This is a genomic window from Lentibacillus saliphilus (genome assembly GCF_019093865.1).
In the GTDB taxonomy this organism is placed as follows: Bacteria; Bacillota; Bacilli; order Bacillales; family Amphibacillaceae; genus Lentibacillus_B; species Lentibacillus_B saliphilus.
Genome location: NZ_JABJXD010000001.1, coordinates 129,686 through 155,082 on the forward strand (window position 1 = coordinate 129,686; position 25,397 = coordinate 155,082).

Here is a 25,397-nt window from a genome sequence, read left to right on the forward strand (position 1 = left end):
AGGCGCTCCTTAGTTAGATGTTGATTCTATCATAATATAAACATCGCTTAAAATCTACACTAAAAACCAGTAAAACCGAACAAATTAGCCAAATAAGACGTTAATTTCGTTAGCCAATCAAAAAACAGTGCAATTCCTACAAAAATCATTAAATAGCCACCAACCTGAACAATCAGATGGCTGTGTTTTCTTATCCAAGTGAGTTTGCCAATAAAAAAAGATAATACAAAGAATGGAATTGAAAATCCGAGTACGTAGCTGATCATCATCATCATAGCAATATCTGGTGTCGTAGCTGAAGCGGAAATGACAACAGCTAATATTGGGCCCATGCAAGGCGTCCATCCGAGGGAAAAGGCAAGGCCAATTAGAAAAGTGCCTATATAACCGCTCGGACGATTTTTAAATGTTAATGTTCGACCTTTCATAAGAAAGTCAAATCTAAGCACGCCTACAATGACAAGACCAAAGAATATAATGACAACCGCGCCTAGCTGTCTAATCAAGCCTTGATACGATTTAAGAAAATCGGAAATAATTGTTCCCATAAAACCGCCCATCAATAAAAATACGACGGAAAAGCCTAATAAAAAAAATAGTGTATGTAAAATGCTTTTTCGTTGGAGCATTTTATTTTCTTCACTAATCTCATTCACACTCATCCCAGTAATATAAGACAGAAACGCCGGGTATAACGGCAAAACACAAGGCGATACGAATGATAAAAAGCCAGCTCCAAACGCAATAAAAATATTAATGTCATGAATATCGAGCATATCTTCCATTGTCCCCCTCTGAAATTCACACTAATATTAGTATCATATCAAACAGCTTTCAATTCAAGTAATTCATCTTAAATCAACTCAAATTAAATTATTCACTGAAGCGGTTATTTATTCTCAGCGTGTATCTCAGATGATTGCATAGTGCAGGACATGAATGGACCATATACATATAAAAATCCACCTTTCCTTTTAGACATAAAAAGAAACGTGGATTTTTAATTTAATCAAACGTATTAAGAGTATGCTAAGTTTTGATATGGTGATATCTAAACTTCAATATAAAAAATGTTAAATAACTCTATAAATGCATGTATTACTTATCAGTTTGATTATTCATAGCACGCATCATTTGATTAATTTTCTTTTGTGATGGCTTTTGACCCATTTGCATCATGAGTGTTCTAAGCATTTGTTCATTAATTGGTGGGTTCTTTTTTAAATAGTTCATCATATATTTTCTAGCGATGAAAAATCCAAGAGCAACACCAGCAATAAGTGCTGCGATACCTATAAGTACAACCCATATGACGTCCATATTCAATTTCCTCCTTCGTGTTGACTCTTATACAGTATAATTAATCAAAGTCAAGAATACAATATTTGTTTGTGATAGTCCAGCTTGAATTGTGTTGGAGGCGACATCCATCCATAATTATCATGGTCATCACCAACAACAAACAAAAATGGCTGTATCTCTTTTAATAATGGAAATAAGTAACGTTCAGCATCATGGAGCATATCACATTGAAACTTGATTTGTCTATTAAATAGTGCCACATAAATAGGATCATGGTCAAGACTAAATAAAATGAGGTCATTTATATTTTTGGAAGAACGCTTAATATGTAGGCTCGAATTGATGTGTCGATGTAGTTTATGCTGGGGTATCTGTTTTGTGATGTAATGAAACTGTTTCTGGAGAACGATGTTATTTTCTCTCTCGTGATATTCTGAGAAAAAACGATATAACAATTCACCTTTATGAAGGTAGTATTGGGCAATTTCTTCTTCTATCCAATAAATCGAATACGTTTTCAATTTAACCCCTCCCTCTATTTTCTTTATCATAGACGAACTAGAGTAGAGATGCTGTCACTTTATGTTAGAAGAAGCCACTAGTTTTGTCGAATGACCCATAATAAAAACAAGGATGACAAAAAAGATCATCCTTGTTTTCTGTAGCAAATTATTTTAATAAAGCTTCAACACGGTTAATGACATTTTCAACTGTGAAGCCGTACTTCTCTATAACGGTATCTCCATTAGCGGATGCACCAAATGTATCGATCGCTAGAATGTCACCTTGATCACCTACATAGCGTTCCCACCCCATAGGTGAAGCCATTTCAATTGCGAGACGGGCTTTCACTTCTTTCGGTAAAACCTCGTTCTTATAGGCTTCATCCTGGGCATTGAAACGATCCCATGAAGGCATGCTAATGACATTAGCTTCAATTCCTTTTTCTTTCAACTGCTGTTGTGCAGCTATAGCAAGCTGAACTTCTGATCCGGTTGCAATGAGTAGGGCATCTGGTGTGTCTTTATCACATTTACTAATGACATAGGCGCCTTTTTTAACCCCTTCATAGGCACGCGTAGCTGTATCCTCTAGGGTTGGAAGTCCTTGACGCGTCAACACAATTGCTGTAGGTTTATCTTTTGATTCTAATGCAAGACGCCAAGCAGCTTGTGTTTCATTGCCATCTGCTGGACGAATTAAAGATAGATTTGGCATTGCTCTGAAAGCTGCGAGTTGTTCAACAGGTTCATGAGTCGGCCCATCTTCTCCAACCGCAATTGAATCATGGGTAAACACATAGGTTGCCGGATTATTCATAATGGCAGACAATCGCACAGCTGCACGTAAATAGTCACTAAACACGAAGAAGGTACCTGCATATGCTTTAACACCGCCGTGAAGCATCATGCCATTCATCGCTGCAGCCATAGCAAATTCCCGAACACCAAACCAGATGTTGCGTCCTGCATAATGATTTTTTGAGAAATCATCAACTGCTTTAATCGTCGTTTTATTAGATCCAGCAAGGTCTGCACTGCCCCCAAAGAAATATGGGACAGTTTTAGCGATTGCATTGAGAACTTCACCAGACGATGCGCGTGTAGCTAAAGTGTCTTTACCAGCTTCATAAACAGGTAAATCTTTGTCCCAGCCTTCTGGTAAATCCCCTTTTATCGCTAATAACAACTCGTCGGCAAGCTCTGGATAGTGTTGCTTGTACTCTGTAAATAAGGCATTCCATGCTTCCTCAGTGGCAGCGCCTTTATCAACAATTTTTGTTTTGAAATCAGCATATACGTCTTCAGGAACATAAAAATCCTCATGCGCCCATTGGTAATAATCCTTCGTTAGTTTAACTTCATCTGTGCCAAGCGGTGCACCATGTGAAGCTGCAGAGGCGGATTTATTAGGCGACCCATAGCCAATAACAGTCTTCACTTCAATTAATGTTGGTTGCTCTGTGTTAGCTTTAGCTTCGATTAGGGCTTGTTTGATGGCTTCTACATCGTTTCCATCTGCTACGTATAACACTTGCCAGCCATAGGACTCGAACCGTTTCTTTGTATCATCTGAAAATGACTTGTCTAAGTCACCGTCAAGAGAAATATCGTTTGAGTCGTACAAGGCAATCAGTTTCCCTAAGCCTAAATGTCCAGCAAATGATGCTGCTTCATGGGAAATACCTTCCATTAAGTCACCGTCACTTACAAGTGCATATGTGTAATGATCAATGACAGGATAATTCTCTTTATTATATAAAGCAGCTAAATGTGCTTCAGCCATAGCCATACCAACAGACATTGCTATGCCTTGGCCAAGTGGACCTGTCGTAGCCTCAACACCATCTGTATGATGAACTTCAGGATGTCCTGGCGTTTTTGATCCCCATTGGCGAAACGCCTTAATATCATCCATTGTGACATCATAACCCGATAGGTGAAGCATGCTATACAATAGCATTGAGCCATGACCTGCTGATAAAACGAAACGATCCCTGTTAAACCACTTGGAGTGTTTGGGGTTGTGATTCATACATTCTGTCCATAGTGTATAAGCCATGGGCGCCGCCCCCATAGGTAAACCAGGGTGACCCGAATTTGCATGTTCAATGGCATCGATGGATAGTGTTCTAATTGTATTTATGGACAATTGTTCAATTTGGTTTGACATAAACCATTCCCCTTTCATTTGCAAAAAATTCAACTATACAGCATTTATACGAGTTAATGGGTGTGGATTGATGACGTTATTAAGGGATCTTAATGCTTGTTTTGTCTGTTTCGTAAATCTTTTACTTTCTCTGGCGTCACATCGTTACCCTCTGGATCAATGACAGTCATCGTTTTAAATTGATTTTTAAAAGAAGAACGGACATTTTTCAAATATTCCTCCCGGAGTGTTTGACGTTCTTCAGCTTCAGCTTCTGTCAGACCTCCATTTTTTGATTTATGTGCTAATTCATTGATCCTATTTAATTTGTCTTTGGAAATCAATACGGTTACCTCCTGTTTACCGAACATCAAAAAAAGCGGGGAGAACATTCACTCCCTACTCTTTAATATTACGCTGTCGCAGCTCGATATTCAAGTATTATGATACTCACGATAACGCCGATGAACGGTCGCTTTGGAAACTGAAAAACCAAGTCCATTCAATGTCACAGCGATTTCTTCAAATGTTAAATTTTTTTGTCTAAGTCGAATAACTTCTTCAATTGGAAACTCAACACGACTTCTTCCAGGAGATTGTTCAATATTTTTAAGATTTTTTGTGGGATCGTACCCGTTCTCAATCGCTTTGTTCATGCCGCGTTTAATTTTCATATTATGTATGCGACGCTGATATTCTTCTACGATCCCAACAATTTGCAAAACCATAGAATCAGATTCAGACATTTCCAATTGGCCATCATGAATGGTTGTATAAATCGTGACATTTAGTTTACCTAGTTGATGAAACAACGCTATTTTTGTATTGCCACGTCCAAGTCGCGTTTCATCTTGTATTAAGAGACAATCAGCTTTTTTATGAGCAAAGTGATCGAGCAATGAAAAAACACCATCACGCTCAATGTCATAGCCACTCGCCTGTTCTTCAATAATATCAACAACTTCGATATGATAACGCTCGGCCAATGCAACAAGCTCTTGTTTTTGCCGAGATAAAGACGATTCTTGTGTGCTTTTCTTCGTACTTACTCTACAATATATAACCGCTTTCACTTCATAAGACTCCTTTATAAACGTTAGGCACTGTTAATCATAGCAAAATATAACAATCCTAATGACAAAATGAACGTTACGATATAAAATACATCTACTCTTGAAAGATTACTAAACAACCGTATCATCTCCTTTCAAAGCAAAGAACTTTTGTTCGCATTTTCATTGTACTCCGAACATATGATCTTGTCAATGATCTTTCGAACGAATGTTTGTATTTCTATCTTTTAGATGCTACAATTAACCTAGTTATATGATATGCGAGAGGAGTCTATTAAATGAAAAAATTATCCGCGCGTCAACAAATGATCATTGATTTTATAAGAGATGAAGTCAATGAAAAAGGCTATCCACCCTCTGTAAGAGAAATTGCTGAAGCTGTCGGTCTTGCTTCAAGTTCAACTGTACATGGACATTTATCAAGACTCGAAAAGAAAGGATATATTAGAAGAGATCCAACAAAACCTCGTGCGATAGAATTGTTGGATCCTTATTCAGATACGACCATTACGAGAGAAAATGTTAGATATGCGCCTGTTATCGGAAAAGTAACTGCAGGTCTGCCGATTACAGCTGTAGAGAATATTGAAGAATTTATCCCTCTACCACAATCAACTGCAGGCATTGATGATGAGCTTTTCGTACTGATTATTGAAGGTGACAGTATGATAGAAGCAGGTATTCTCGAAGGAGATAAAGTCATCGTCAAGCAACAAAGCACAGCCAATAACGGAGATATTGTTGTTGCCATGACTGAGGATGATGAAGCAACAGTCAAACGATTTTTCAAAGAAAAAGATTGCATTCGGTTGCAACCAGAAAATGCGACGATGGAACCTTTAATCTATCAAGATGTTTCCATTTTAGGGAAAATTGTTGGCCTGTTCCGCTCAATTAAATAACAGCTTAAAAATAGAAAAGCTGCAGTAACAAGAGATACAAGTTCTCTTTTGTTACTGCAGCTTTTTCATGCATTTAATACGCTGATAAATATTGCTCTCTCTCCCACGGATGAACCGTCGTTCGGAACATATCCCATTCAATATGCTTCGCTTCGAGGAAATGTTCATATAAATGAGATCCCAATGCCTCGATAATGATGTCATCCTTTTTTAATTCTTTTAATGCGTCCATTAAAGTGGATGGTAATGTTTTAATACCACATTCAGCGCGCTCTTTTTCTGTCATTTCATATATATTTTGATCAATAGATTCTGGTGGTGTCATTTGATTGCGTATGCCATCAAGTCCAGCAGCAAGGAGAACGGCCATGGCCATATATGGATTAGCCGTTGGGTCAACACTTCTTAATTCCACTCGAGTACTCAAGCCTCTCGAGTAAGGAATCCGAACAAGTGGACTTCTATTATATGCTGACCATGCGACATGAACAGGTGCTTCATAACCCGGTACTAACCGTTTATAAGAGTTGACAGTCGGATTTGTAATTGCTGTGAAATTAGTTGCATGCTGCAGCAGACCAGAAGTAAACTGATGGGCATATTCACTTAATTGTAATTCTGTACTTGTATCAAAAAACACATTTTCCCCGTCTTTAAATAGAGACATATTGACGTGCATGCCTGATCCATGAACACCAAAAAGTGGCTTCGGCATAAAGGTTGCATGTAAATTATGTTTTCGGGCAATCGTTTTAACGACGAGCTTAAACGTTTGAATATCATCACAATGCTTCACCGCATCCGAATATTTAAAGTCAATTTCATGCTGTCCAGGTGCCCCTTCATGGTGCGATGCCTCAATTTCAAATCCCATTTCTTCTAATTCAAGAACAATGTCACGACGGCAATTTTCACCAAGGTCAGTCGGCGCCAAGTCGAAGTAGCCTCCATGGTCATTTAATTCAAGAGATGGCTCACCTTGTTCGTCTAATTTAAAGAGAAAGAACTCGGGCTCTGTACCAATGTTAAATGATGAAAATCCGAGCTTCTCCATTTTCTTTAGATTACGTTTCAAATTGTATCGAGGACACCCTTCAAATGGAGTGCCGTCTGGATTATAAATATCACATATAAAGCGCGCAACCTTGCCTTTATCAGACGTCCAAGGAAATACGACAAACGTATCAAGGTCTGGATAAAGATACATATCTGACTCTTCAATTCTTACAAATCCTTCGATAGAGGACCCGTCAAACATCATTTTGTTGTCCAGTGCTTTGTCAAGCTGACTTAATGGGATTTCTACGTTTTTAATCGTACCAAGCATATCTGTAAACTGAAGGCGGATAAAACGCACATTTTCTTCTTTTATTTTTTGCATGATACTGTCTTGTGTGACCTTAAAGCTCATTCAATTTCCTCCTAATAGTTATAATTATAGCTTTTCACAACATCTGTTTTTCCGTTTCAGTTAAAGATATTCCGAAATCAGTTCCCCCTCTCAATATGTGAAACCTGAATAGGATAGCCTTTTGATATTAAATCTTTTATTGCCTCTACTACGGCAATTTTAACATGCGCATACGTTAATCCACCTTGAATAAAAACGATATAAGGTGCTTTTATTGGACCATCCGCAGACAATTCTATGCTCGAACCTTGTATAAAAGTACCTGCAGCCATAATCACATCATGATCATATCCGGGCATGTCACTTGGATATGGAGCGACAAAGGAATTAATAGGAGATTGTGCCTGAATCGCTTGGCAAAGAGCAACCATTAAATCTTTATCATTAAGTGTGACAGACTGAATTAAATCTGTCCGTTTAGATTGGTAATGTGGCGTCGTCTTAAAGTTGAGCAATTCCAAAAATCTTGATGTGAAAATGGCGCCTTTAACAGCTTCGCCCACAATAAGTGGCGCTAGAAATAGACCTTGGTACATTTCTTGTAACATATTAAATGTAGCACCTGTTTCTTTACCAAGACCCGGTGCCGTTAGACGATTGGCACATTGATTAATAAGATCTTCACGACCAACAATATATCCACCCGCACGTACAATACCACCACCAGGGTTTTTAATTAACGATCCCGCAATCAGATCGGCACCAACGTGTAATGGCTCTTGATCCTCAACAAATTCTCCATAACAATTGTCCACAAAAATAATAAGGTCCTCACGAATTTGCTTTACAAAGTGAACCATTTCGGCTATATCATGTATTGTGAAGGAAGGTCGATCATCATACCCTTTTGATCGTTGAATACCAATCACCTTTGTTTCGCTATGAATGGCTTTTTGGATTCCATCAAAATCAACTGTGCCATCTTCACTTAGCGCAACTTCATTATAAGTAATGCCAAATGACTTTAGTGATCCAGATGCATTCCCTCGTGTGCCAATGACTTCTTCTAATGTGTCATAAGGATGTCCAGTAATATAAAGTAATTCATCGCCCGGACGAAGTACGCCTGATAAGGCGGTTGAAATCGCATGTGTTCCCGACACAATTTGTGGTCTAACTAAAGCATCTTCACCACCAAATATTGAAGCATAAACGGCTTCAAGGCCGTCTCTACCTATGTCGTCATAACCATAACCACTTGTTGAATGAAAATGACTATCACTAATACGATGTAGTTTAAAGGCCTCCAGAACACGCTTTTGATTACGTTCAGCCATCTGGTTAACCTGTTCATGTTGAAGTTTACAATCCTGTTCTGCTTGTTGTGCGATGTTATCAATCATTGGTGCTCTTCTCCTTCAAAAGGCCGTTCAGGGGATGATTGTTACGAATATAACCTGATACGACATAAGTCTGTTTTTCTTCATCAAAGTACTGTGAACGAATAATAGAATCTAGCTTTAACCGATTGAACACATGTCCTTCTTGTGGTGGAATTGACACATGGTACATCGACCACTCATCCTTTAACATGTGCTCTACTTTTTCCAGCATGCGTTTAACATCATCAGGTGCATATGCACTCATTAAGATATTCGGATGATATGAGGGAATAAATGGTTCTGTCAAGAGATCCTTCTTGTTATACACGGTTAACGTTGGGATGTGTTGCGCATTCAAATCTTCCAATAGAGCTTGTACCGTTTTTTGTTGTTGTTCAAGGTCCGGATCAGCACTATTTACAACGTGTAAAATGAAATCGGCCTCACTTACCTCTTCCAACGTTGAGCGAAAAGCAGCAATAAGTGTTGTCGGTAAATCTTGAATGAACCCTACTGTGTCAGTTAGCAATGTCCTAAACCCTGAAGGCATACGAATTTCTCTTGTTAATGGATCTAAAGTTGCAAAAAGTTGATCTTCTTCTAGTGTGTGACTAGACGTAATTCGATTGAATAATGTAGACTTCCCAGCATTCGTATACCCGACAATTGCAATTTGAAACATATCTTTTGTTTTACGACGCTTCCGATATTGTTCGCGCTGCTTAACAATGCTATTAAGTCGCCGTTTTATATCATGGATTTTACGTCTAATATGACGTTGATCTGTTTCGAGCTTTGTCTCCCCTGGTCCCCTCGTTCCAATTCCCGCTCCTAAACGAGACATGAGAGCGCCTTGACCTCGGAGTCTCGGCAGCATGTATTGAAGCTGTGCAAGCTCTACTTGTAATTGTCCTTCCTTCGTTTTTGCACGTTGGGCAAAAATATCTAATATGAGTTGACTACGATCAATAATTGGCACAGCCAACTCATCGTTCAAATTTCTCGATTGACTGGGTGTGAGCTCATCGTTTGCTACAATTAATTCAATTTCGTTTTCTTTAATTAACGCTTGCACGTCTTCAATTTTACCTTTACCTATATAATGGGCTGCATGAACCGTGTGACGATTTTGTGTAACTATATTTCTTACATCGCCACCTGCTGTTTCACATAATGAGATGAGCTCATCAAGTGAAGATTCAAAAGAAGCATCATCATCTGCTGTTTGATGGACCGCTAAGGCAAGAATATTTTGTTTTACCATCTATGAAGCCCTCGTTTCCAAGTATATATTTGAGATGCGTTTCAATGCGCTTATACTGCTATGGTTCACATGCCATGATAAGGGAGTACGCGAAATGACGAATAGAGCCTATCCGATGTTTAGTCATCTAATTAGATTGTTTAATCTTGTATTCAGGATAATCCCTTAATAAGTGCTCTATTCGTTTTATATTTATACATAATAGCAAATCATAACGCGTTTCACAAAACAATTTTTTAAGAAATTATCGTATTCACTTATAAAATTCTTTTTTAAACAGTCATAAATACTGTATACAGTGAGATGGTCATAAACACATTATTAAGAGGAATGGTGCTGTTCATCTTTAATATCATCAGCGGTTAATTGAATTAATTCTTCATTAGAAATCCTATTGGCACACACTAAACGCATTGCATGCACCCTAATTGCTTGCTCGATTAGATTTCTTACATAACGCGCATTAGCAAAATTTGCGCGTTCATATGTCAATTGTTGTTGAATAAGGCTTTTCAACTTCCATCTTGCTTGAGTTGATAGTTTATATTCCCTCTCTGCTGCCATCTGTTCAGCAATATGAATCAGTTGGTCAGTATCATAGTCTTTAAAATTAATAATAAATGGAAATCTCGATTTCAACCCTGGATTTAATGCTAAAAACCGTTCCATTTCTTGAGGGTAACCAGCCAAAATTAACACAAAATCATTATGATGATCTTCCATATGCTTTACCAATGTATCAATTGCTTCTTTACCAAAATCTTTTTCGCCACCCCGTCCTAATGAATAGGCTTCATCAATGAATAAAATACCACCCATTGATTTTTTTATTAAAGCCCTTGTTTTTTGTGCGGTCTGACCAATATACTCGCCAACGAGGTCGGCTCTTTCTGCTTCTATCAGATGCCCTTTAGACAAGAGGTTCATTTCATGATATAAGGTGGCTAACTTTCTCGCCATTGTCGTTTTTCCTGTACCAGGATTTCCTTTGAACATCATATGCAGCACCTGATTGGTATTGGCAAGACCTAGCATATCACGTTTTTCATTGATGATTTTCACAGCATAAATTTCCTTTATATTCTGCTTGAGACGCTCTAAACCGACTACAGACGAAAACGCTTGATCAATATCGGTAAATGGCGGATTAATTTGTTGATGGTCCTGTCGCACTTCTTGATGATATTCACTATTTTTTTTCTGTAAAACGATGTTAATTTGCCCGCTTTTATCATGCTTTACTTGAGTTTCCACATCATCACCTCGTTCTCCATATCATACGCTCGGAGGCATGTTCGTGTGATAAACGCCTAGTTATTTCTCAAATAGAAGATGCTTGAATTGTAATAAACTTATGACCAATTATGTATTTCAATAAACATATTACTTCAAAGCTTTTGTCATTACAGGATACAAACTGTTAACAATTGAAAAACGGACGACTGAGCGTCCGTTTCAACTACTATTCTTAGGTAAGCATGATGCTTTACACTTAATCGTTATTCACCAGTATCCAATACAACATTTTTGGACGGCGCAAATGTAGAAATGGCATGTTTAAAAATAAGCTGCTGTTTACCGTCGATATCAAATAAAACGGTGAAATTGTCGAATGCTTTCACAGTTCCTCTAAGTTGGAATCCATTTGTTAAAAAAACGGTGACTAAAACATGATTTTTCCTAAGCTGATTTAAATATTGCTCTTGAATATTAATTTGCTGTGACATCTTTCTCCTCCTCTTTTCTATCTAACTATATATTTTCTACATGTCTTTTAAAAATCCTTCTAAATCTGTGAAAATAGTTTTCCATACACGGGATTTATTTTGTTCAGATACAGCATACCATGTGACATCCATTTTATTTTTAAACCATGTGTATTGACGTTTTGCAAATCTTCTGGAATTCTGTTTAAGGTGTTCAATCGCTTCTGTTAAGCCGATTTCGCCCTTTAAATATGGGATAAGTTCTTTATATCCGATCGCTTTCATCGCCTGTTCGTGCTCATATCCCATATTATACAGATATTCAACCTCTTGAATGAGTCCCGTTGCAACCATCTTGTCAACACGTTGATTAATGCGATCATATAGGGAAGCTCGATCCATTTCAAGACCTATTAAATAAGCATCGTAGGGCTGATTATTTACTTGTGCTTGTTGATATTCTGTCATCGTAAGGCCCGTAGATTCATAAATGTCTAATGCTCTTATTACCCGTCTATAATTGTTAGGATGGATCGTTCGGGCATGCTCAGGATCAATGACCACTAATTTTTCGTACAACGCCTCTACCCCGTTTGCCTCAGCAAACGTCTCTAATTTTTGTGTGAATGCTTCATTCCGTTTATGTTCAGCAAATTGATAATGATGAATCACCGCTTGAACATATAGTCCACTACCTCCAACTAGAATCGGTAGCTTGTTACGAGCAATAATGTCTTCAATGCATGCATAAACATGTGATTGAAAATCGGCAACAGAAAAAGGCTCATCTGGCTGTTTAATATCTAACATATGATGAGGTATACCTTCCCTTTCCTCGATGGTTGCCTTTGCTGTTCCTATGTCCATTCCCTTATACACTTGCATTGCATCGCCGCTAATAATTTCACCGTTAAACCGTTTAGCAACTTCAATACTAAGGTCTGTTTTCCCGACAGCCGTTGGTCCAACTATTGCAACAAGTTTTTTCTTCATGCGTATTCCCCTGCAATTTTTATTGTGTTGATTGACTTGCCTTAAGCATCCATATGTGTTTTTCATAAGTGCTTTGTAGAGATACAAGTAAGTCGGTTGTTGGTTCATCCTCTTCACGAGATACCAATGTAAGTCCTGTTTCTTTTATTGTTTGAACGAGCGATTCAAAGTCTGCTTGTAGCTGAGACATGATTTCTGCTTCAGTATCATCTGCGGAAGCTTCAGTCAGTGTCGCTTCTTTAAGAAACTTAGCCATTGTAGCGAGTGGTTTACCATTAATGGCTAATATGCGTTCGGCAACTTGATCCAGCTGTTCTGCTGTCTCGTCATACAATACTTCAAAAAGTCGATGCCGTTCATAAAAGTGTGGGCCCTTTACGAACCAATGGTATCGATGTAGTTTCACGTACATGATAAACTGGTTCGATAAAAGCTGGTTTAAATAGTTAATTAATCGTTGCTGATCCATGTCATTCACCTCAAACACATTTTTATATCAGCATCGACATAAAGATCTTCACTTATACCCGTTACATCACTCTTTTGAACATCTTTTCTATTTCATATGATGAAAAATGCACAATGACTGGTCGTCCATGTGGGCACGTATAAGGGTTGTCAGCCATTCGTAAATCATTAAGAAGCTGTGTCATGTCGTCTTGATTCAAATGGTGATTAGCTTTAATTGATCGTTTACAAGACATCATTATGGCTGCTTCTTCTCTTACATTCTCGAGATTAATGGAGCCTTTTTGAATAATCTGTTCGACCATGTCTCTAATAATGTCTTCTTCAATCCCTTTAGGGAACCAATTTGGATGGGAACGAATCACGTACGATTGTGGTCCAAACGATTCAAAGTAAAGTCCTATTGCTTCAAGCTCTTGGCGGTTATTTTCAATAAAAAGGGCTTCCTGACCCGAAAAATCAAATGTAAGTGGTATCAGCATATCCTGTAACTCGTTCGAAGGCGTTCCCAGCTCCTTTTTAAAGTGTTCATATTTTATACGTTCTTGAGCAGCATGCTGATCTACCATATAAAATCCATTGTCATTTTGTGCAAGAATATACGTGCCGTGTAACTGTCCAATTGGATACATGACAGGGATTTTTTCTCTATTTTGCTCAATTTCTGCCTCCATTGGGACATTGCTAGGCTCAGGTTGGTTTGATAAATGACTTTCAGACGCTAAAACATCATTCTCAGAACGTTGCATATCACTTTCTGGCTTTGGCTCATCGGTAAAGTGATTGAAAACTCGCCTGTTACGTTCTGAAACATAATTGTTTTGCGCATGGTTCCGATCCCGCATGTGCGTCGTAGGTTCTTCAAGCACCATGCTAGGTTGAGTCGTGCGTGGTTGCTCACGTTTTTCCTTTTGCACAGTGGGAATTAAATCGGTTTGATGAAGCGTTTGTTTAATCGCATCCTCAACAAGAGCTTCAAGTTCTTTTTCTTTACTAAAACGAACTTGCATTTTAGCAGGATGAACGTTAACGTCAACGAGTATAGGATCCATATGAATCGCAAGAACGACAATTGGGTGTCTTCCAATTGGAAGCATCGTATGATAGCCTCTACTAATAGCCTGAGACAATGGATAGCTTTTAACAAAGCGCCCGTTTATGATAAGCGTAATGTACTGTCGTGATGCTCGCGTCAGCTCTGGTTTTCCAATATACCCGTCCAGCTTAAAATCACGTGTATTGGCAGTAATCGGTAGCATTTTTTGTGCTACGCCCATACCATAAATATTTTGAATCACTTGAAGTAACTGCCCTGATCCAGTTGTCTTGAACAGTGACTTCCCATTATGAAACGCATCAAATCGAATATGCGGATGTGACAGCGCAAAGCGGTTGAGCAGCTCAGTTATATGACCAAGTTCTGTATGAAGGCTCTTCATATATTTTAATCGGGCAGGTGTATTAAAAAATAAATCTTCGACGACAATTTCCGTCCCTTTTCGGGCATCGCTTTTCGTTTTCCCGATTACTTTACCACCTTCCATCGTTAGGAGCGTACCCGCTTCCTCTCCTTCAGATGTTTTAATCATTAACCGGCTAACGGCTGCAATACTTGCTAGCGCTTCGCCACGAAACCCAAGTGAGCGAATGTGAAATAAATCAGCCTCATGCTTGATTTTACTCGTCGCATGTCGCAAAAAAGCGCGATCTGCATCTGATTCTGACATTCCAACGCCATTATCAACGAGCCGTATTTTTTTTAAGCCAGCTTCTATTATTTCAATTCGAATCCAAGTACTTTCGGCATCAATACTATTCTCAACAAGCTCCTTAACAACCGAGGCCGGCCGCTCGACGACTTCTCCAGCGGCTATTTTATTGGCGAGGCTGTCGGGCATTTGAATGATTCGCATGCACATCTTCCTTTCAACCTATCCTGAATAATCATCCTCGGCTTATATGGGGCATTCCCGCAATACCAATAACCGGGCACTGACAATTTAATTAGATGTAGTTATTATTTGATCATTTTTTGCAAGCGATATAATGCGTTCATTGCGTCCATTGGTGTCATGTCAAATAATTCAAGTTCTGTGAGTTCCTTTACTAATGCTTCAGACTTTCCTGTTCCTTTATCTGGCTTTTCTTTGACAGCATGTTCAGCTATGCCAAACAATGACAACTGGCCAGATGTCGGCTCGTTCGCTTTTTCTAAGTCTTCTAAGATGAAAGAAGCGCGTTCGATTAAAATATGCGGTAAATCAGCTAGCTTGGCAACATGGATGCCATAACTTTTATCGGCAGGACCATCTTCTATTTGATGGAGGAAAATAACTTTCCCTTCATATTCTTCTGCTTTCACGTGTATATTTTGTAAACTAGATAAACTGTTCTCTAAATCTGTCAATTCATGATAATGGGTAGCAAATAACGTCTTTGCACCGATTTGATTATGAATATATTCTACGATTGCTTGAGCAAGTGCCATGCCGTCATATGTACTTGTACCACGGCCAATTTCATCAAGTAGAATTAAACTTTTGTCAGACGCGTGTGTTAATGCATGCTTAGCCTCTAGCATTTCAACCATAAACGTGCTCTTTCCTGAGACGAGATCATCCGCAGCACCAATTCTTGTGAAAATTTGGTCGAAAATTGTAAGCTCTGCTTTTTCACAAGGAACGAAACAGCCAACTTGTCCCATAATAGCAATTAAAGCGAGCTGGCGCATATACGTGCTTTTCCCTGACATATTTGGACCAGTGATTAATAGCATGCGACGGTTCGCGTCCATAATTACATCGTTCGGGACGTACATCTCATCTTTCATCACTTGCTCAACAACAGGGTGTCGGGCATTCTGAATGGATACCTTATGCTCAGAAAAAGACGGACGACTATAATGATTCGCCTCACTTACTGTCGCAAATGATTGGAGAACATCAATTTCACTCACGTGTTCAGCTAATTGTTGTATTTCCTTAATATAAGATTTAATTTGATTGCGAATGTCTAAAAAGAGCTCATATTCAAGTTCAATGCTTTTATCTTCCGCATCTAGAATAAGCTGCTCTTTCTCCTTTAATTCAGGCGTAATAAACCGTTCGGCGTTCGTTAACGTCTGCTTTCTTTCATAACGTCCCTCTGGTAGTACGTGTAAATTTGCCTTTGATACTTCAATGTAATAACCAAACACACGATTATAACCGATTTTAAGAGATTTAATTCCGGTTTGTTCTTTTTCTTGTTTCTCAAGCTCTGCAATCCACTGTTTTCCATTTCTTGAAGCGTCTCGATAGATGTCAAGCTGGTCATGATAACCGTCTTTGATGAGATTGCCTTCCTTAATTGTCACAGGTGGATCTTGAGTCAAGCTGTTTTCAAGGAGCTCAACAACAGAAGTCGGATAATTGAGCTTGTCACCGAGCTGTTGTACTTTTTCATTTGGAAATTCTTTTAATACGATTTTAATATGAGGAATTTTTTGCAAAGACTGTTTAAGCTGCAGTAAGTCCCGTGCATTAACATTTCCAAAAGAAATTCGCCCCGCAAGACGTTCAAGGTCGTAAATATCTTTTAAAAGGTGTCGAAGTGTATCTCTTTCCATAAAACCTTCCAACAATCCTTCAACAAGATCCAGTCGCTGTTCTATTTTATATTGATGAATGAGCGGCCTTTCCAGCCATTTCTTTAACAGTCTTGATCCCATTGCCGTAACCGTTTTATCAAGGACCCATAATAAACTGCCTTGCCGTTGTTTTTTCATAATTGTTTCCGTTAATTCCAGGTTTCGTTTTGAATACATGTCAAGGGATAAGTAATCTTTTAAAACGATCGGTTGAGCTGGCTGTAAATGATCGAGTGATCTTTTTTGTGTGTCTTGTATATAGTTTAACAGTCTGCTAAACGCCTGCATGAATCGTTCGTCATCTAATGCTTCGCAAAGTGTACGATATTCAGCATTAAACGTTGTATCATCTTGAAACGATAATATGATGTTTAACGTATTCTTAAGTTCATCCTGCATGTGTTCTGGTAAGTTGGATGAAATGACGATTTCTTTTATATGTCGATTGTACAATTCATGAACGACAGCACTCCAACCCTGCTCAATTAAAACTAAAGCATTTTCTCCAGTAGATAAGTCATTATAGGCAATGACAAAAGATCCGTCATTAAAATGAGACAGACTGGCGATATAATTATTCTCTTTTTCATTCAACATTGTTGTTTCCATTACTGTACCAGGCGTGATCATTTGAACAACTTCTCGTTTGACAACACCCTTTGCTTCTTTAGGATCTTCTACTTGTTCACAAATTGCAACCTTATAACCCTTGCTAATTAATATTTTAATATAATTATCTGCGGAGTGATAAGGTACGCCACACATCGGTATTGCTTCTTTTTGTCCGGAGTCGCGTTTCGTTAACGTAATTTCTAATTCTCTTGATGCGTGTATCGCATCGTCGAAAAACATTTCATAGAAATCACCTAACCGAAAAAACAAAAAGGCATCTTGATGCGCTGCCTTAATCTTTAAATATTGCTGCATCATAGGTGTGTGCTTAGACATGATTATCCCCCGACCGTCCTTTTTTTCTAGTAGTGTTTAATAAGGTCCATTATAACATAAATGCACATGCAAGACTGCACGTTATTCGGATTCAAATTTGTTTATTTGAGGAAAAGAAAAAAAGTTGCGAGAGAGGATGGCTCTCTCACAACCTATTTAATCTTTATGGGATAGAAAATCCGGATTGACGTCACTCAGTTCATCATCGGTCAATTCAAAATCCCAAGAATCATCATCGTCATCTTCATGTTCGTAATCCTTTGGAGCAACTTTAACATACATTTTCGTATCACCAATAACTTGAACAGCAAATTCACGTTCGACTTCTACGATAATTTTTTGATCTTCTTTTGCGATCTTGCATTCGAGACAATTCGGTTGCTGAATAACTTTAGCGACAACATCGAAGTCATCACCTATGCAATGGTCATCTTTAACGGCCAAAGGAACATAGTCGCAATACGTAATCCGCTCTGTGACAACTTCCGTTTTTGTATTGTCATTATACGAATACCAAATATTTATGTCGTAGCTTCCGTTAATTTCTACAGTGTCAGCTGATTTCTTTTTAGCGTTATAAAGATGATTGATGACCCAGCACCCTAGAATACTAGATGGGCGGTGTGAAGGTGAAATAGTATGGGTTGCCTGTGTGAACTTGCGGCCTTTTCCACAAACAGCTCTTGTGATGACTTCTCTATATTTTTTATCCAAAAAACTCATATCGCGTTTACCTCCTCTTTTTCATAGTCATTTTATGCAAGACAAATACCTAAAGTGCATAAGTGACTCTGAAAACATAGAAGAGGTTTTTTAAAACACCCATAACATGTATATCAATGTTGCATCATTCGCTTATGTCTTACTTTAACAGGCTGGGACATAACTTAAATTTTAATCCAAAATATGAACAATGCTCTACACCAGCTCTGGAAATATCCGCAAACTCCAGCGGGAGGAAAACATAGGTTAGACCCCGCAGTGGGGAAGGTCGACTAAGTTCGGCGCTTCCTGCGCCAACGTCGACACTAAACCGTCCTGGTTGTCGGTCACGAAGTATATTTCCGGAGCGGTGGTTTTATTCTGATTTTGATTTGGCTAATCCTCTTTTGCCCCATGCTCTTACTTAAAGCCACACGATGTGCTGTTAGCAATCTTTGAACCTGTTTCACCGGAAAGCGGGTCACCGCCGGTCGATTCGATCACATGATTGGTAACCTCGCGTGCGATTGTACCTGTAACGAGCTGGAGAACATCGTTAACGAGTAATTGAATGTCTTTAAATTCTTGAACAACTGGAATCTCATCTAATTCTGCTTGAAGTCGATCAATTTCGGCTTCGACCTTTGCAAGTGCTTCTGTTTTTTCATACGCTTGAAAGTTAACGGCTTGCTTCTGCAAAGCTTTTATTCGCTTAATGTTTTGCTGAACTTTTTGATTTGCATTGATTTTAGCCTCGACTTGCTTAAACCGATCAATTTCCTCCATGTTTGCCATCATGTTAGCCAGATACTTCGCTTCATCAAGCACTTCTTTACGTGTGTATTGTGCCATGTTATTTCGCTCCTATCGTGTTTTCTACCATAACGCCATCTAATGACCATGTCTTTGCTTCGGTAATTGTTACATCAACGATTTGTCCAACTGTTGATTTCGGTCCGATAAAATTAACAAGTTTATTTTTTTCGGTATATCCTGCCAAAACATTTGGATCTTTTTTACTTTCACCTTCAACGAGTACTTTTACAGTTTTTCCTAGATATGTTTTCATTGCGTCAGCTGATTGCTTATTAACAAGTTCATTTAAACGATACAAGCGTTGCTTCTTGACGTCTTCTGGGACATCATCTTTCTTACGTGCAGCCGGTGTACCTTCACGTGGTGAGTATATAAAAGTATAGGCCGCTTCAAAGCCAACTTCTTCTACGAGTGTCATTGTTTCTTCAAATTGTTCATCAGTTTCGTTAGGGAAACCGACAATAATATCTGTCGTGAGTGTGACATTTGGAATCGCGGCACGAATTTTTCGAACCAGTTCCAAATAGTCCTCGCGTGTATATTTACGATTCATTTTCTTTAATACATCACTGCTACCTGATTGAACGGGTAAGTGGATGTGATCAAGCAAATTACCGCCTTGTGCTAGCACGTCAATTAAATGGTCATCAAAGTCTCGAGGGTGTGATGTCGTAAAGCGAACTCTCGGAATGTTAATCTTGTGTAAATCATTCATGAGATCGCCAAACCGATAGTCACGATCTTCAAAATCTTTACCATACGCATTAACATTTTGTCCGAGCACTGTAATCTCCTGATAACCTTGAGCCGCTAAATGACGGACTTCTTGAATAATGTCCTCTGGTAGCCTACTCCGTTCCTTGCCGCGTGTCATTGGTACAATACAGTACGTACAGAACTTATCACAGCCATACATAATGTTAACCCAGGCTTTAATTTTTCCGTGACGCACTTTGGGGAGATTCTCAATAATATCGCCTTCTTTGGACCACACTTCGACAACTTGCGCTTTTCCAAACATCGCTTCCTTGACCAGGTGCGGTAAACGGTGAATGTTATGCGTACCGAAAATCAAATCAACATGCTGGTGCTTTTTTAAAATCCGATTAACGACAGACTCCTGCTGCGACATACAACCACATACACCGATAATTAAATCAGGTTTTTCGAGTTTCAAAGGTTTTAAATGTCCAATTTCGCCGAATACCTTATTCTCGGCATTTTCTCGGATGGCGCACGTATTTAATAGGATGATGTCAGCTTCATTTGTTTCCGTTGTTGCTTCATAACCCATTTCACTAAAAATCCCTGCCATAACTTCTGTATCATGCTCATTCATTTGGCAGCCGTATGTCCGAATTAAGAATTTCTTTCCTTCACCAATTCGTTTCATATCTTCTGGGATGCTAAAGTCATAATGAACTTCAACATCTTCACGTCCGCGTTTCCGCGCTTTATTGATGTTAGGTGGCTCATACGTCGTCTCAAAATATTTGGCAAAATCAGCAGATGTTTTCTCAGATAATGGTTTATCCAGGCCGGATTTTTTGTCCGCGGATGCATGCTGCTTAATTTGTGCTTGTTCTTTTCGTTGTTGTTCGTTCATAGGAACACCTCTTCTTTTCTTTATATCAACGTCACTATTGTACAATATTACAGTATAGAGCCTAATTAATAATATAACAACAACCGATGATAAACCGCAAACAAAAACGTTCTTTTGGCTTAATGGTTATCGTTATCATTTAAATTGTTCGCATAATATAATGGTCGAAAAAACAGGGCACAAAAAAATGTGCTGCGCGATGCGCAACACACTTTTTCTTTGTAGTTGTTGTTAGCGAGGCTCAACAATCAACTTAATGGCTGTACGTTCCTCGTCATCAATCATAATATCCGTAAACGCAGGGATACAAATTAGGTCGACACCACTTGGAGCAACAAACCCTCGTGCAATAGCAACTGCTTTTACGGATTGATTTAGAGCACCTGCACCAATCGCTTGAATTTCGGCTGTGCCACGTTCTCGTAATACATTTGCAAGTGCACCTGCTACTGAGTTTGGATTTGATTTAGCTGAAACCTTCAATACTTCCATGCCTGGTACCTCCTTTTGATATTGCCATTCTATTGTCAATATATTCGTTATGTCCATGCCTTATTACTGTATTATGAATGAATTCGAATACGATCAAAATAATTATCCAAAAAACGGATGATCATCATTAATCATGATACGTTTAACCTGTTGAGCTTTTCCAGTTTGCTCATTAATGGTTACTAACACACCATTTAATTGATTACGGCCTGTTTTATCAATTTCAAATCGAACAGGGAGCTGAGTCAAAAATCGTTTAAGAACAGCATCTTTTTCAACGCCAAGGATACCATCATACGGTCCGGTCATACCTACATCAGTAATGTATGCTGTGCCTTTTGGCAATATGCGTTCATCTGCGGTTTGTGTATGTGTATGTGTGCCAACAACTGCACTCACTCGGCCATCTACATACCAGCCCATCGCTTGCTTTTCGCTCGTCACTTCAGCATGAAAGTCGAGAAAAATCATTGATGTACGTTTTTGAGCTTGTTCAATAAGTTCATCCACTTTTCGAAAAGGATCGTCAAGAGGCGGGAGGAATGTACGCCCTTGGAGATTAATAACCGCGACTTCTTTTCCATTTATTTTTACAAATGTTAATCCTGTTCCTGGTGTGTCTTCTGGAAAATTAGCCGGTCTAATCATATGTTCAGCGTCATCTATAAAATCAAAGATGTCTTTTTTATCCCATGTATGGTTACCCATCGTTACGACTTGAACACCTAATTCAAGAAATTGTTTATATATTTTTTCGGTGATACCCTTTCCAGCTGCGGCGTTTTCACCATTTAAAATCGTTAATTGTGGATGATAGGCTTCTTTTAATTTTGGCAAATAAGCTGATACCATATCTCTTCCCGGAGATCCAACGACATCGCCTATAAATAATATGTTCATAGTACACTCCATCCTTTTATGTGTGCGTTTATCATAGTGTTTCACATCATATCTATATTGTCAAAAATGAGACAGGTAGAAGCAGATCGGATTTAAATGTCTTATATATTGTACGCAACAATCACACCTATTTCCCTATAAATAAAGCATGTGTCCATTTGCAGTTTCAGCATATGGACACACGCTCTTCTCTGGCATTGTATTTTATTTAGCGTATTCTACAGCTCTTGTTTCTCGAATAACGGTTACTTTAATGTGACCTGGATAGTTCAATTCGCCTTCAATTCGTTTTCGAATATCTCTGGCTACACGAATCGATTCGAGATCATCTATCTCATCTGGTTTCACCATGATTCTAATTTCACGTCCAGCCTGAATCGCAAATGATTTCTCAACACCTTTGAAGGACTCAGAAATTTCTTCGAGTTTTTCGAGACGTTTGATGTAATTTTCCAACGTTTCACTTCTCGCTCCTGGGCGAGCAGCTGATAATGCGTCAGCGGCTGCTACCAACACGGATATAATTGAAGTTGGTTCTTCATCGCCATGATGTGATGCAATTGAATTAATAACGACCTCATGCTCTTTATACTTCATAGCGAGTTCTTTACCAATCTCAACGTGACTACCCTCAACTTCATGATCGATTGCTTTACCAATGTCATGAAGTAGACCTGCGCGTTTCGCCAGGGTTTGGTCTTCACCTAATTCAGCAGCAAGTAAACCAGATAAATAAGCGACTTCACTGGAATGCTTGAGTACATTTTGACCATAGCTTGTCCGATACTTCAAGCGACCTAGAATTTTTATGAGATCCGGATGCAGTCCATGTACACCTACTTCAAAAGTCGTTTCCTCTCCGACTTCGCGTATATGTTCATCAACATCTCTTCTTGCCTTGTCAACCATCTCCTCAATTCTAGCTGGATGGATTCGACCATCCTGTACAAGTCTATCTAATGCCATCCTAGCGATTTCTCGACGGATGGGATCAAATCCAGATAAAATAACAGCTTCTGGTGTATCGTCGATAATGAGATCAATCCCTGTTAATGTTTCAAGTGTCCGAATGTTACGACCTTCTCGACCGATAATTCGACCTTTCATTTCATCATTCGGCAAGTTAACAACAGATACAGTCGTTTCAGCAACATGGTCCGCAGCACAACGCTGTAATGCGAGAGATAATATATTCTTAGCTTTTTTATCAGCTTCTTCTTTCGCATGGTTTTCTGCTTCTTTTATCTTCAGAGTTGATTCATGTGCAAGCTCTTTTTCAACACGTTCCAGTATCACTTGTTTAGCTTGTTCGTTTGTATAGCCGGAAATACGTTCCAGCTCTGCTTGCTGCTCTTGTTTTAGTTGCTCCACTTTGCTTTCCATTTCTTCAATTTGTTGTTGCTTTTCTGCTAACGATTGTTCCTTTTTCTCTAACAAGAGCTCACGCTTATCCAGCGTATCACTTTTCCTGTCCAGATTTTCATCTTTCTGCATCAGGCGATTTTCTTGAGTTTGTATTTCTGAACGGCGCTCACGAAGTTCATCTTCTACCTGCTGACGAAATTTATGGTTTTCTTCTTTCGCTTCCAGCAGTGCCTCTTTTTTGGCCGCATCTGCGTTTCGATGTGCTTCATCAACAATTTGTTTTGCCAGATTTTCCGCACTGGATATTTTGGCTTCTGCAATGGATTTTCGAATCAGATAACCAACAACAATACCGACGAGTAGGGTAAGCAAAATGGAGATGATAATAGTCTTTGGATCCACGAATTCACCTCCTATTGCTATAAATTTGTCAAATTCTTTATTGTCGGCATATACCATTTCAAATAACAAAAAGAATGAATGGACGCGTATAATCAACCTATATAATTATACATGTTAATTTTAATTGTCAACGCGCATAAAGTCAAGAAAACGTCAAAAAGAGATTGGATTTTTATGGATATTGATAGGGGCTAACATTTTTTGAATGTTTGAGGCACACAGATGCTTGCTGATGTATAGAACGTTTGTAGTAGTAACCTTAAATGAAGATAGCCAATCCTTTGTAGCTTTTGCAAACGAAAAAATCCTTTATCTCGTTTAGGAAGATAAAGGATTTGATCCATCTGTCTATTGTTCTACTTCTTCGGGCTCTTCTTCAACCGTTTCATCTAATTGGTAATGCTGACGAATAGCCTGTTGAATTTCAAGCAATGTGTCTGTGTTTTCTTTTAAGAACTGTTTGGCATTTTCACGACCTTGACCTAAACGTTCTTCATTGTAAGAATACCAAGCACCGCTCTTCTGTACGATATCAAGTTCAGAACCGATGTCGAGAATTTCTCCTTCAGCTGAAATGCCTTCTCCATACATGATGTCGACTTCGGCTTGTCTGAATGGCGGAGCGACTTTGTTTTTAACAACTTTAATCCGTGCTCTATTACCGACCATTTCATTGCCTTGTTTAAGTGTTTCTGCGCGACGCACTTCAAGACGAACAGATGAATAGAACTTTAGTGCACGTCCTCCTGGTGTCGTCTCTGGATTTCCGAACATGACCCCGACTTTTTCACGGATCTGGTTAATGAAGATGGCAGTCGTTTTTGATTTATTAATGGCACCAGATAGTTTTCTTAACGCCTGAGACATGAGTCGTGCCTGCAGTCCAACGTGTGAATCGCCCATTTCCCCTTCAATCTCTGCTTTCGGAACGAGTGCTGCAACAGAGTCGACAACAATAATATCAACTGCCCCGCTTCGAACTAACGCTTCAGCGATTTCTAACGCTTGTTCTCCAGTATCGGGTTGGGACAAGAGTAACTCTTCAATGTTCACACCAAGTGCTCTGGCATATGTTGGATCTAGTGCATGTTCTGCATCAATAAAAGCGGCCTGTCCGCCTTTTTTCTGTGCCTCAGCAATCGCATGAAGGGCAACAGTTGTTTTACCTGATGATTCAGGACCGTAGATTTCCACGACACGTCCCCGTGGATAACCACCAATTCCTAAGGCAATATCAAGTGCTAATGACCCACTAGGGATCGTAGCCATTTTTTGCTCAGCTTGTTCACCTAATTTCATAATTGACCCTTTACCAAACTGCTTCTCTATTTGTCTTAACGCCATATCTAACGCTTGTTTTCTATCACTCACAAAGACTACCTCCTTTTTCATCTAAACCCATCATAACTGTTTTTTTATGTTTTGCCAAGTGAAAAACGAATAGA

At 38.9% G+C, this 25,397-nt stretch carries 23 protein-coding genes; 1 reads left to right on the forward strand and 22 read right to left on the reverse strand.

Translation table 11 applies throughout. The annotated features are described in order from the left end of the window. Window positions 1–59: 59 nt before the first annotated feature. From HPC67_RS00715 to HPC67_RS00740, 6 genes are all read right to left on the reverse strand, one after another. On the reverse strand, window positions 60–767 hold the full coding sequence (locus HPC67_RS00715; RefSeq protein ID WP_217586214.1) for a cytochrome c biogenesis CcdA family protein: 708 nt from the start codon (window positions 765–767) through the stop codon (window positions 60–62). A 331-nt stretch (window positions 768–1,098) separates the two neighbouring features. Then, window positions 1,099–1,320, reverse strand: a complete 222-nt coding sequence (locus HPC67_RS00720; protein ID WP_217585522.1) for a YneF family protein — start codon at window positions 1,318–1,320, stop codon at window positions 1,099–1,101. A gap of 50 nt (window positions 1,321–1,370) precedes the next feature. Then, window positions 1,371–1,823, reverse strand: a complete 453-nt coding sequence (sirA, locus tag HPC67_RS00725) for a sporulation inhibitor of replication protein SirA (RefSeq protein ID WP_217585523.1) — start codon at window positions 1,821–1,823, stop codon at window positions 1,371–1,373. A 148-nt stretch (window positions 1,824–1,971) separates the two neighbouring features. Then, window positions 1,972–3,975 (reverse strand): transketolase, encoded by a 2,004-nt coding sequence (gene tkt, locus HPC67_RS00730; protein ID WP_217585524.1) that lies wholly within the window; start codon window positions 3,973–3,975, stop codon window positions 1,972–1,974. An 89-nt stretch (window positions 3,976–4,064) separates the two neighbouring features. Next, window positions 4,065–4,298 (reverse strand): DUF896 domain-containing protein, encoded by a 234-nt coding sequence (locus HPC67_RS00735; protein ID WP_217585525.1) that lies wholly within the window; start codon window positions 4,296–4,298, stop codon window positions 4,065–4,067. A gap of 90 nt (window positions 4,299–4,388) precedes the next feature. Continuing rightward, on the reverse strand, window positions 4,389–5,027 hold the full coding sequence (locus HPC67_RS00740; protein ID WP_217585526.1) for a YneB family resolvase-like protein: 639 nt from the start codon (window positions 5,025–5,027) through the stop codon (window positions 4,389–4,391). 278 nt (window positions 5,028–5,305) lie between these two features. On the opposite strand from HPC67_RS00740, the gene lexA reads away from it, so the two are divergent. Then, the gene (gene lexA / locus HPC67_RS00745) at window positions 5,306–5,929 is read left to right on the forward strand and encodes a transcriptional repressor LexA (protein WP_217585527.1); all 624 of its coding nucleotides are present in this window, start codon (window positions 5,306–5,308) and stop codon (window positions 5,927–5,929) included. A gap of 73 nt (window positions 5,930–6,002) precedes the next feature. Here the strand turns inward: lexA and glnA are convergent, their stop codons facing one another. The 16 genes from glnA to recA form a co-directional block, all read right to left on the reverse strand. Then, on the reverse strand, window positions 6,003–7,340 hold the full coding sequence (glnA, locus tag HPC67_RS00750; protein ID WP_217585528.1) for a type I glutamate--ammonia ligase: 1,338 nt from the start codon (window positions 7,338–7,340) through the stop codon (window positions 6,003–6,005). Between the two features lie 77 nt (window positions 7,341–7,417). Next, window positions 7,418–8,683 carry a methionine gamma-lyase family protein gene (locus HPC67_RS00755; RefSeq protein ID WP_217585529.1) on the reverse strand — a complete coding sequence of 422 codons (1,266 nt, stop codon included), beginning with the start codon at window positions 8,681–8,683 and terminating at the stop codon, window positions 7,418–7,420. Next, on the reverse strand, window positions 8,676–9,926 hold the full coding sequence (gene hflX, locus HPC67_RS00760) for a GTPase HflX (protein WP_217585530.1): 1,251 nt from the start codon (window positions 9,924–9,926) through the stop codon (window positions 8,676–8,678). The genes HPC67_RS00755 and hflX overlap by 8 nt, the downstream gene beginning before the upstream one ends. Before the next feature lie 321 nt (window positions 9,927–10,247). After that, on the reverse strand, window positions 10,248–11,180 hold the full coding sequence (locus HPC67_RS00765) for an AAA family ATPase (RefSeq protein WP_217585531.1): 933 nt from the start codon (window positions 11,178–11,180) through the stop codon (window positions 10,248–10,250). 245 nt (window positions 11,181–11,425) lie between these two features. Further along, window positions 11,426–11,653, reverse strand: a complete 228-nt coding sequence (gene hfq, locus HPC67_RS00770) for an RNA chaperone Hfq (RefSeq protein ID WP_217585532.1) — start codon at window positions 11,651–11,653, stop codon at window positions 11,426–11,428. A gap of 36 nt (window positions 11,654–11,689) precedes the next feature. Then, a complete protein-coding gene (gene miaA / locus HPC67_RS00775) occupies window positions 11,690–12,625 on the reverse strand; it encodes a tRNA (adenosine(37)-N6)-dimethylallyltransferase MiaA (protein ID WP_217585533.1) in 936 nt (311 codons plus the stop codon). Window positions 12,626–12,644: 19 nt separating this feature from the next. Further along, window positions 12,645–13,094 carry a Dps family protein gene (locus HPC67_RS00780; protein ID WP_217585534.1) on the reverse strand — a complete coding sequence of 150 codons (450 nt, stop codon included), beginning with the start codon at window positions 13,092–13,094 and terminating at the stop codon, window positions 12,645–12,647. A gap of 61 nt (window positions 13,095–13,155) precedes the next feature. Further along, window positions 13,156–15,006 carry a DNA mismatch repair endonuclease MutL gene (mutL, locus tag HPC67_RS00785; RefSeq protein ID WP_217585535.1) on the reverse strand — a complete coding sequence of 617 codons (1,851 nt, stop codon included), beginning with the start codon at window positions 15,004–15,006 and terminating at the stop codon, window positions 13,156–13,158. A 104-nt stretch (window positions 15,007–15,110) separates the two neighbouring features. Beyond that, a complete protein-coding gene (gene mutS / locus HPC67_RS00790; protein WP_217585536.1) occupies window positions 15,111–17,669 on the reverse strand; it encodes a DNA mismatch repair protein MutS in 2,559 nt (852 codons plus the stop codon). 156 nt (window positions 17,670–17,825) lie between these two features. Then, entirely contained in the window at window positions 17,826–18,392 is a 567-nt protein-coding gene (locus HPC67_RS00795; protein WP_217585537.1) for an outer spore coat protein CotE, read from the reverse strand. A 399-nt stretch (window positions 18,393–18,791) separates the two neighbouring features. Next, entirely contained in the window at window positions 18,792–19,223 is a 432-nt protein-coding gene (locus HPC67_RS00800; protein WP_217585538.1) for a YlbF/YmcA family competence regulator, read from the reverse strand. A gap of 1 nt (window position 19,224) precedes the next feature. Then, entirely contained in the window at window positions 19,225–20,793 is a 1,569-nt protein-coding gene (gene miaB, locus HPC67_RS00805; RefSeq protein WP_217585539.1) for a tRNA (N6-isopentenyl adenosine(37)-C2)-methylthiotransferase MiaB, read from the reverse strand. 231 nt (window positions 20,794–21,024) lie between these two features. After that, window positions 21,025–21,285 carry a stage V sporulation protein S gene (locus HPC67_RS00810; protein WP_217585540.1) on the reverse strand — a complete coding sequence of 87 codons (261 nt, stop codon included), beginning with the start codon at window positions 21,283–21,285 and terminating at the stop codon, window positions 21,025–21,027. 102 nt (window positions 21,286–21,387) lie between these two features. Next, window positions 21,388–22,185, reverse strand: coding sequence for a TIGR00282 family metallophosphoesterase (locus tag HPC67_RS00815; protein ID WP_217585541.1), 798 nt, complete (start codon window positions 22,183–22,185; stop codon window positions 21,388–21,390). 204 nt (window positions 22,186–22,389) lie between these two features. Then, a complete protein-coding gene (gene rny, locus HPC67_RS00820; protein ID WP_217585542.1) occupies window positions 22,390–23,952 on the reverse strand; it encodes a ribonuclease Y in 1,563 nt (520 codons plus the stop codon). A 348-nt stretch (window positions 23,953–24,300) separates the two neighbouring features. After that, window positions 24,301–25,323: a recombinase RecA gene (gene recA, locus HPC67_RS00825; RefSeq protein WP_217585543.1), complete on the reverse strand. Its 1,023-nt coding sequence runs from the start codon at window positions 25,321–25,323 to the stop codon at window positions 24,301–24,303. Between the last annotated feature and the right edge of the window lie 74 nt (window positions 25,324–25,397).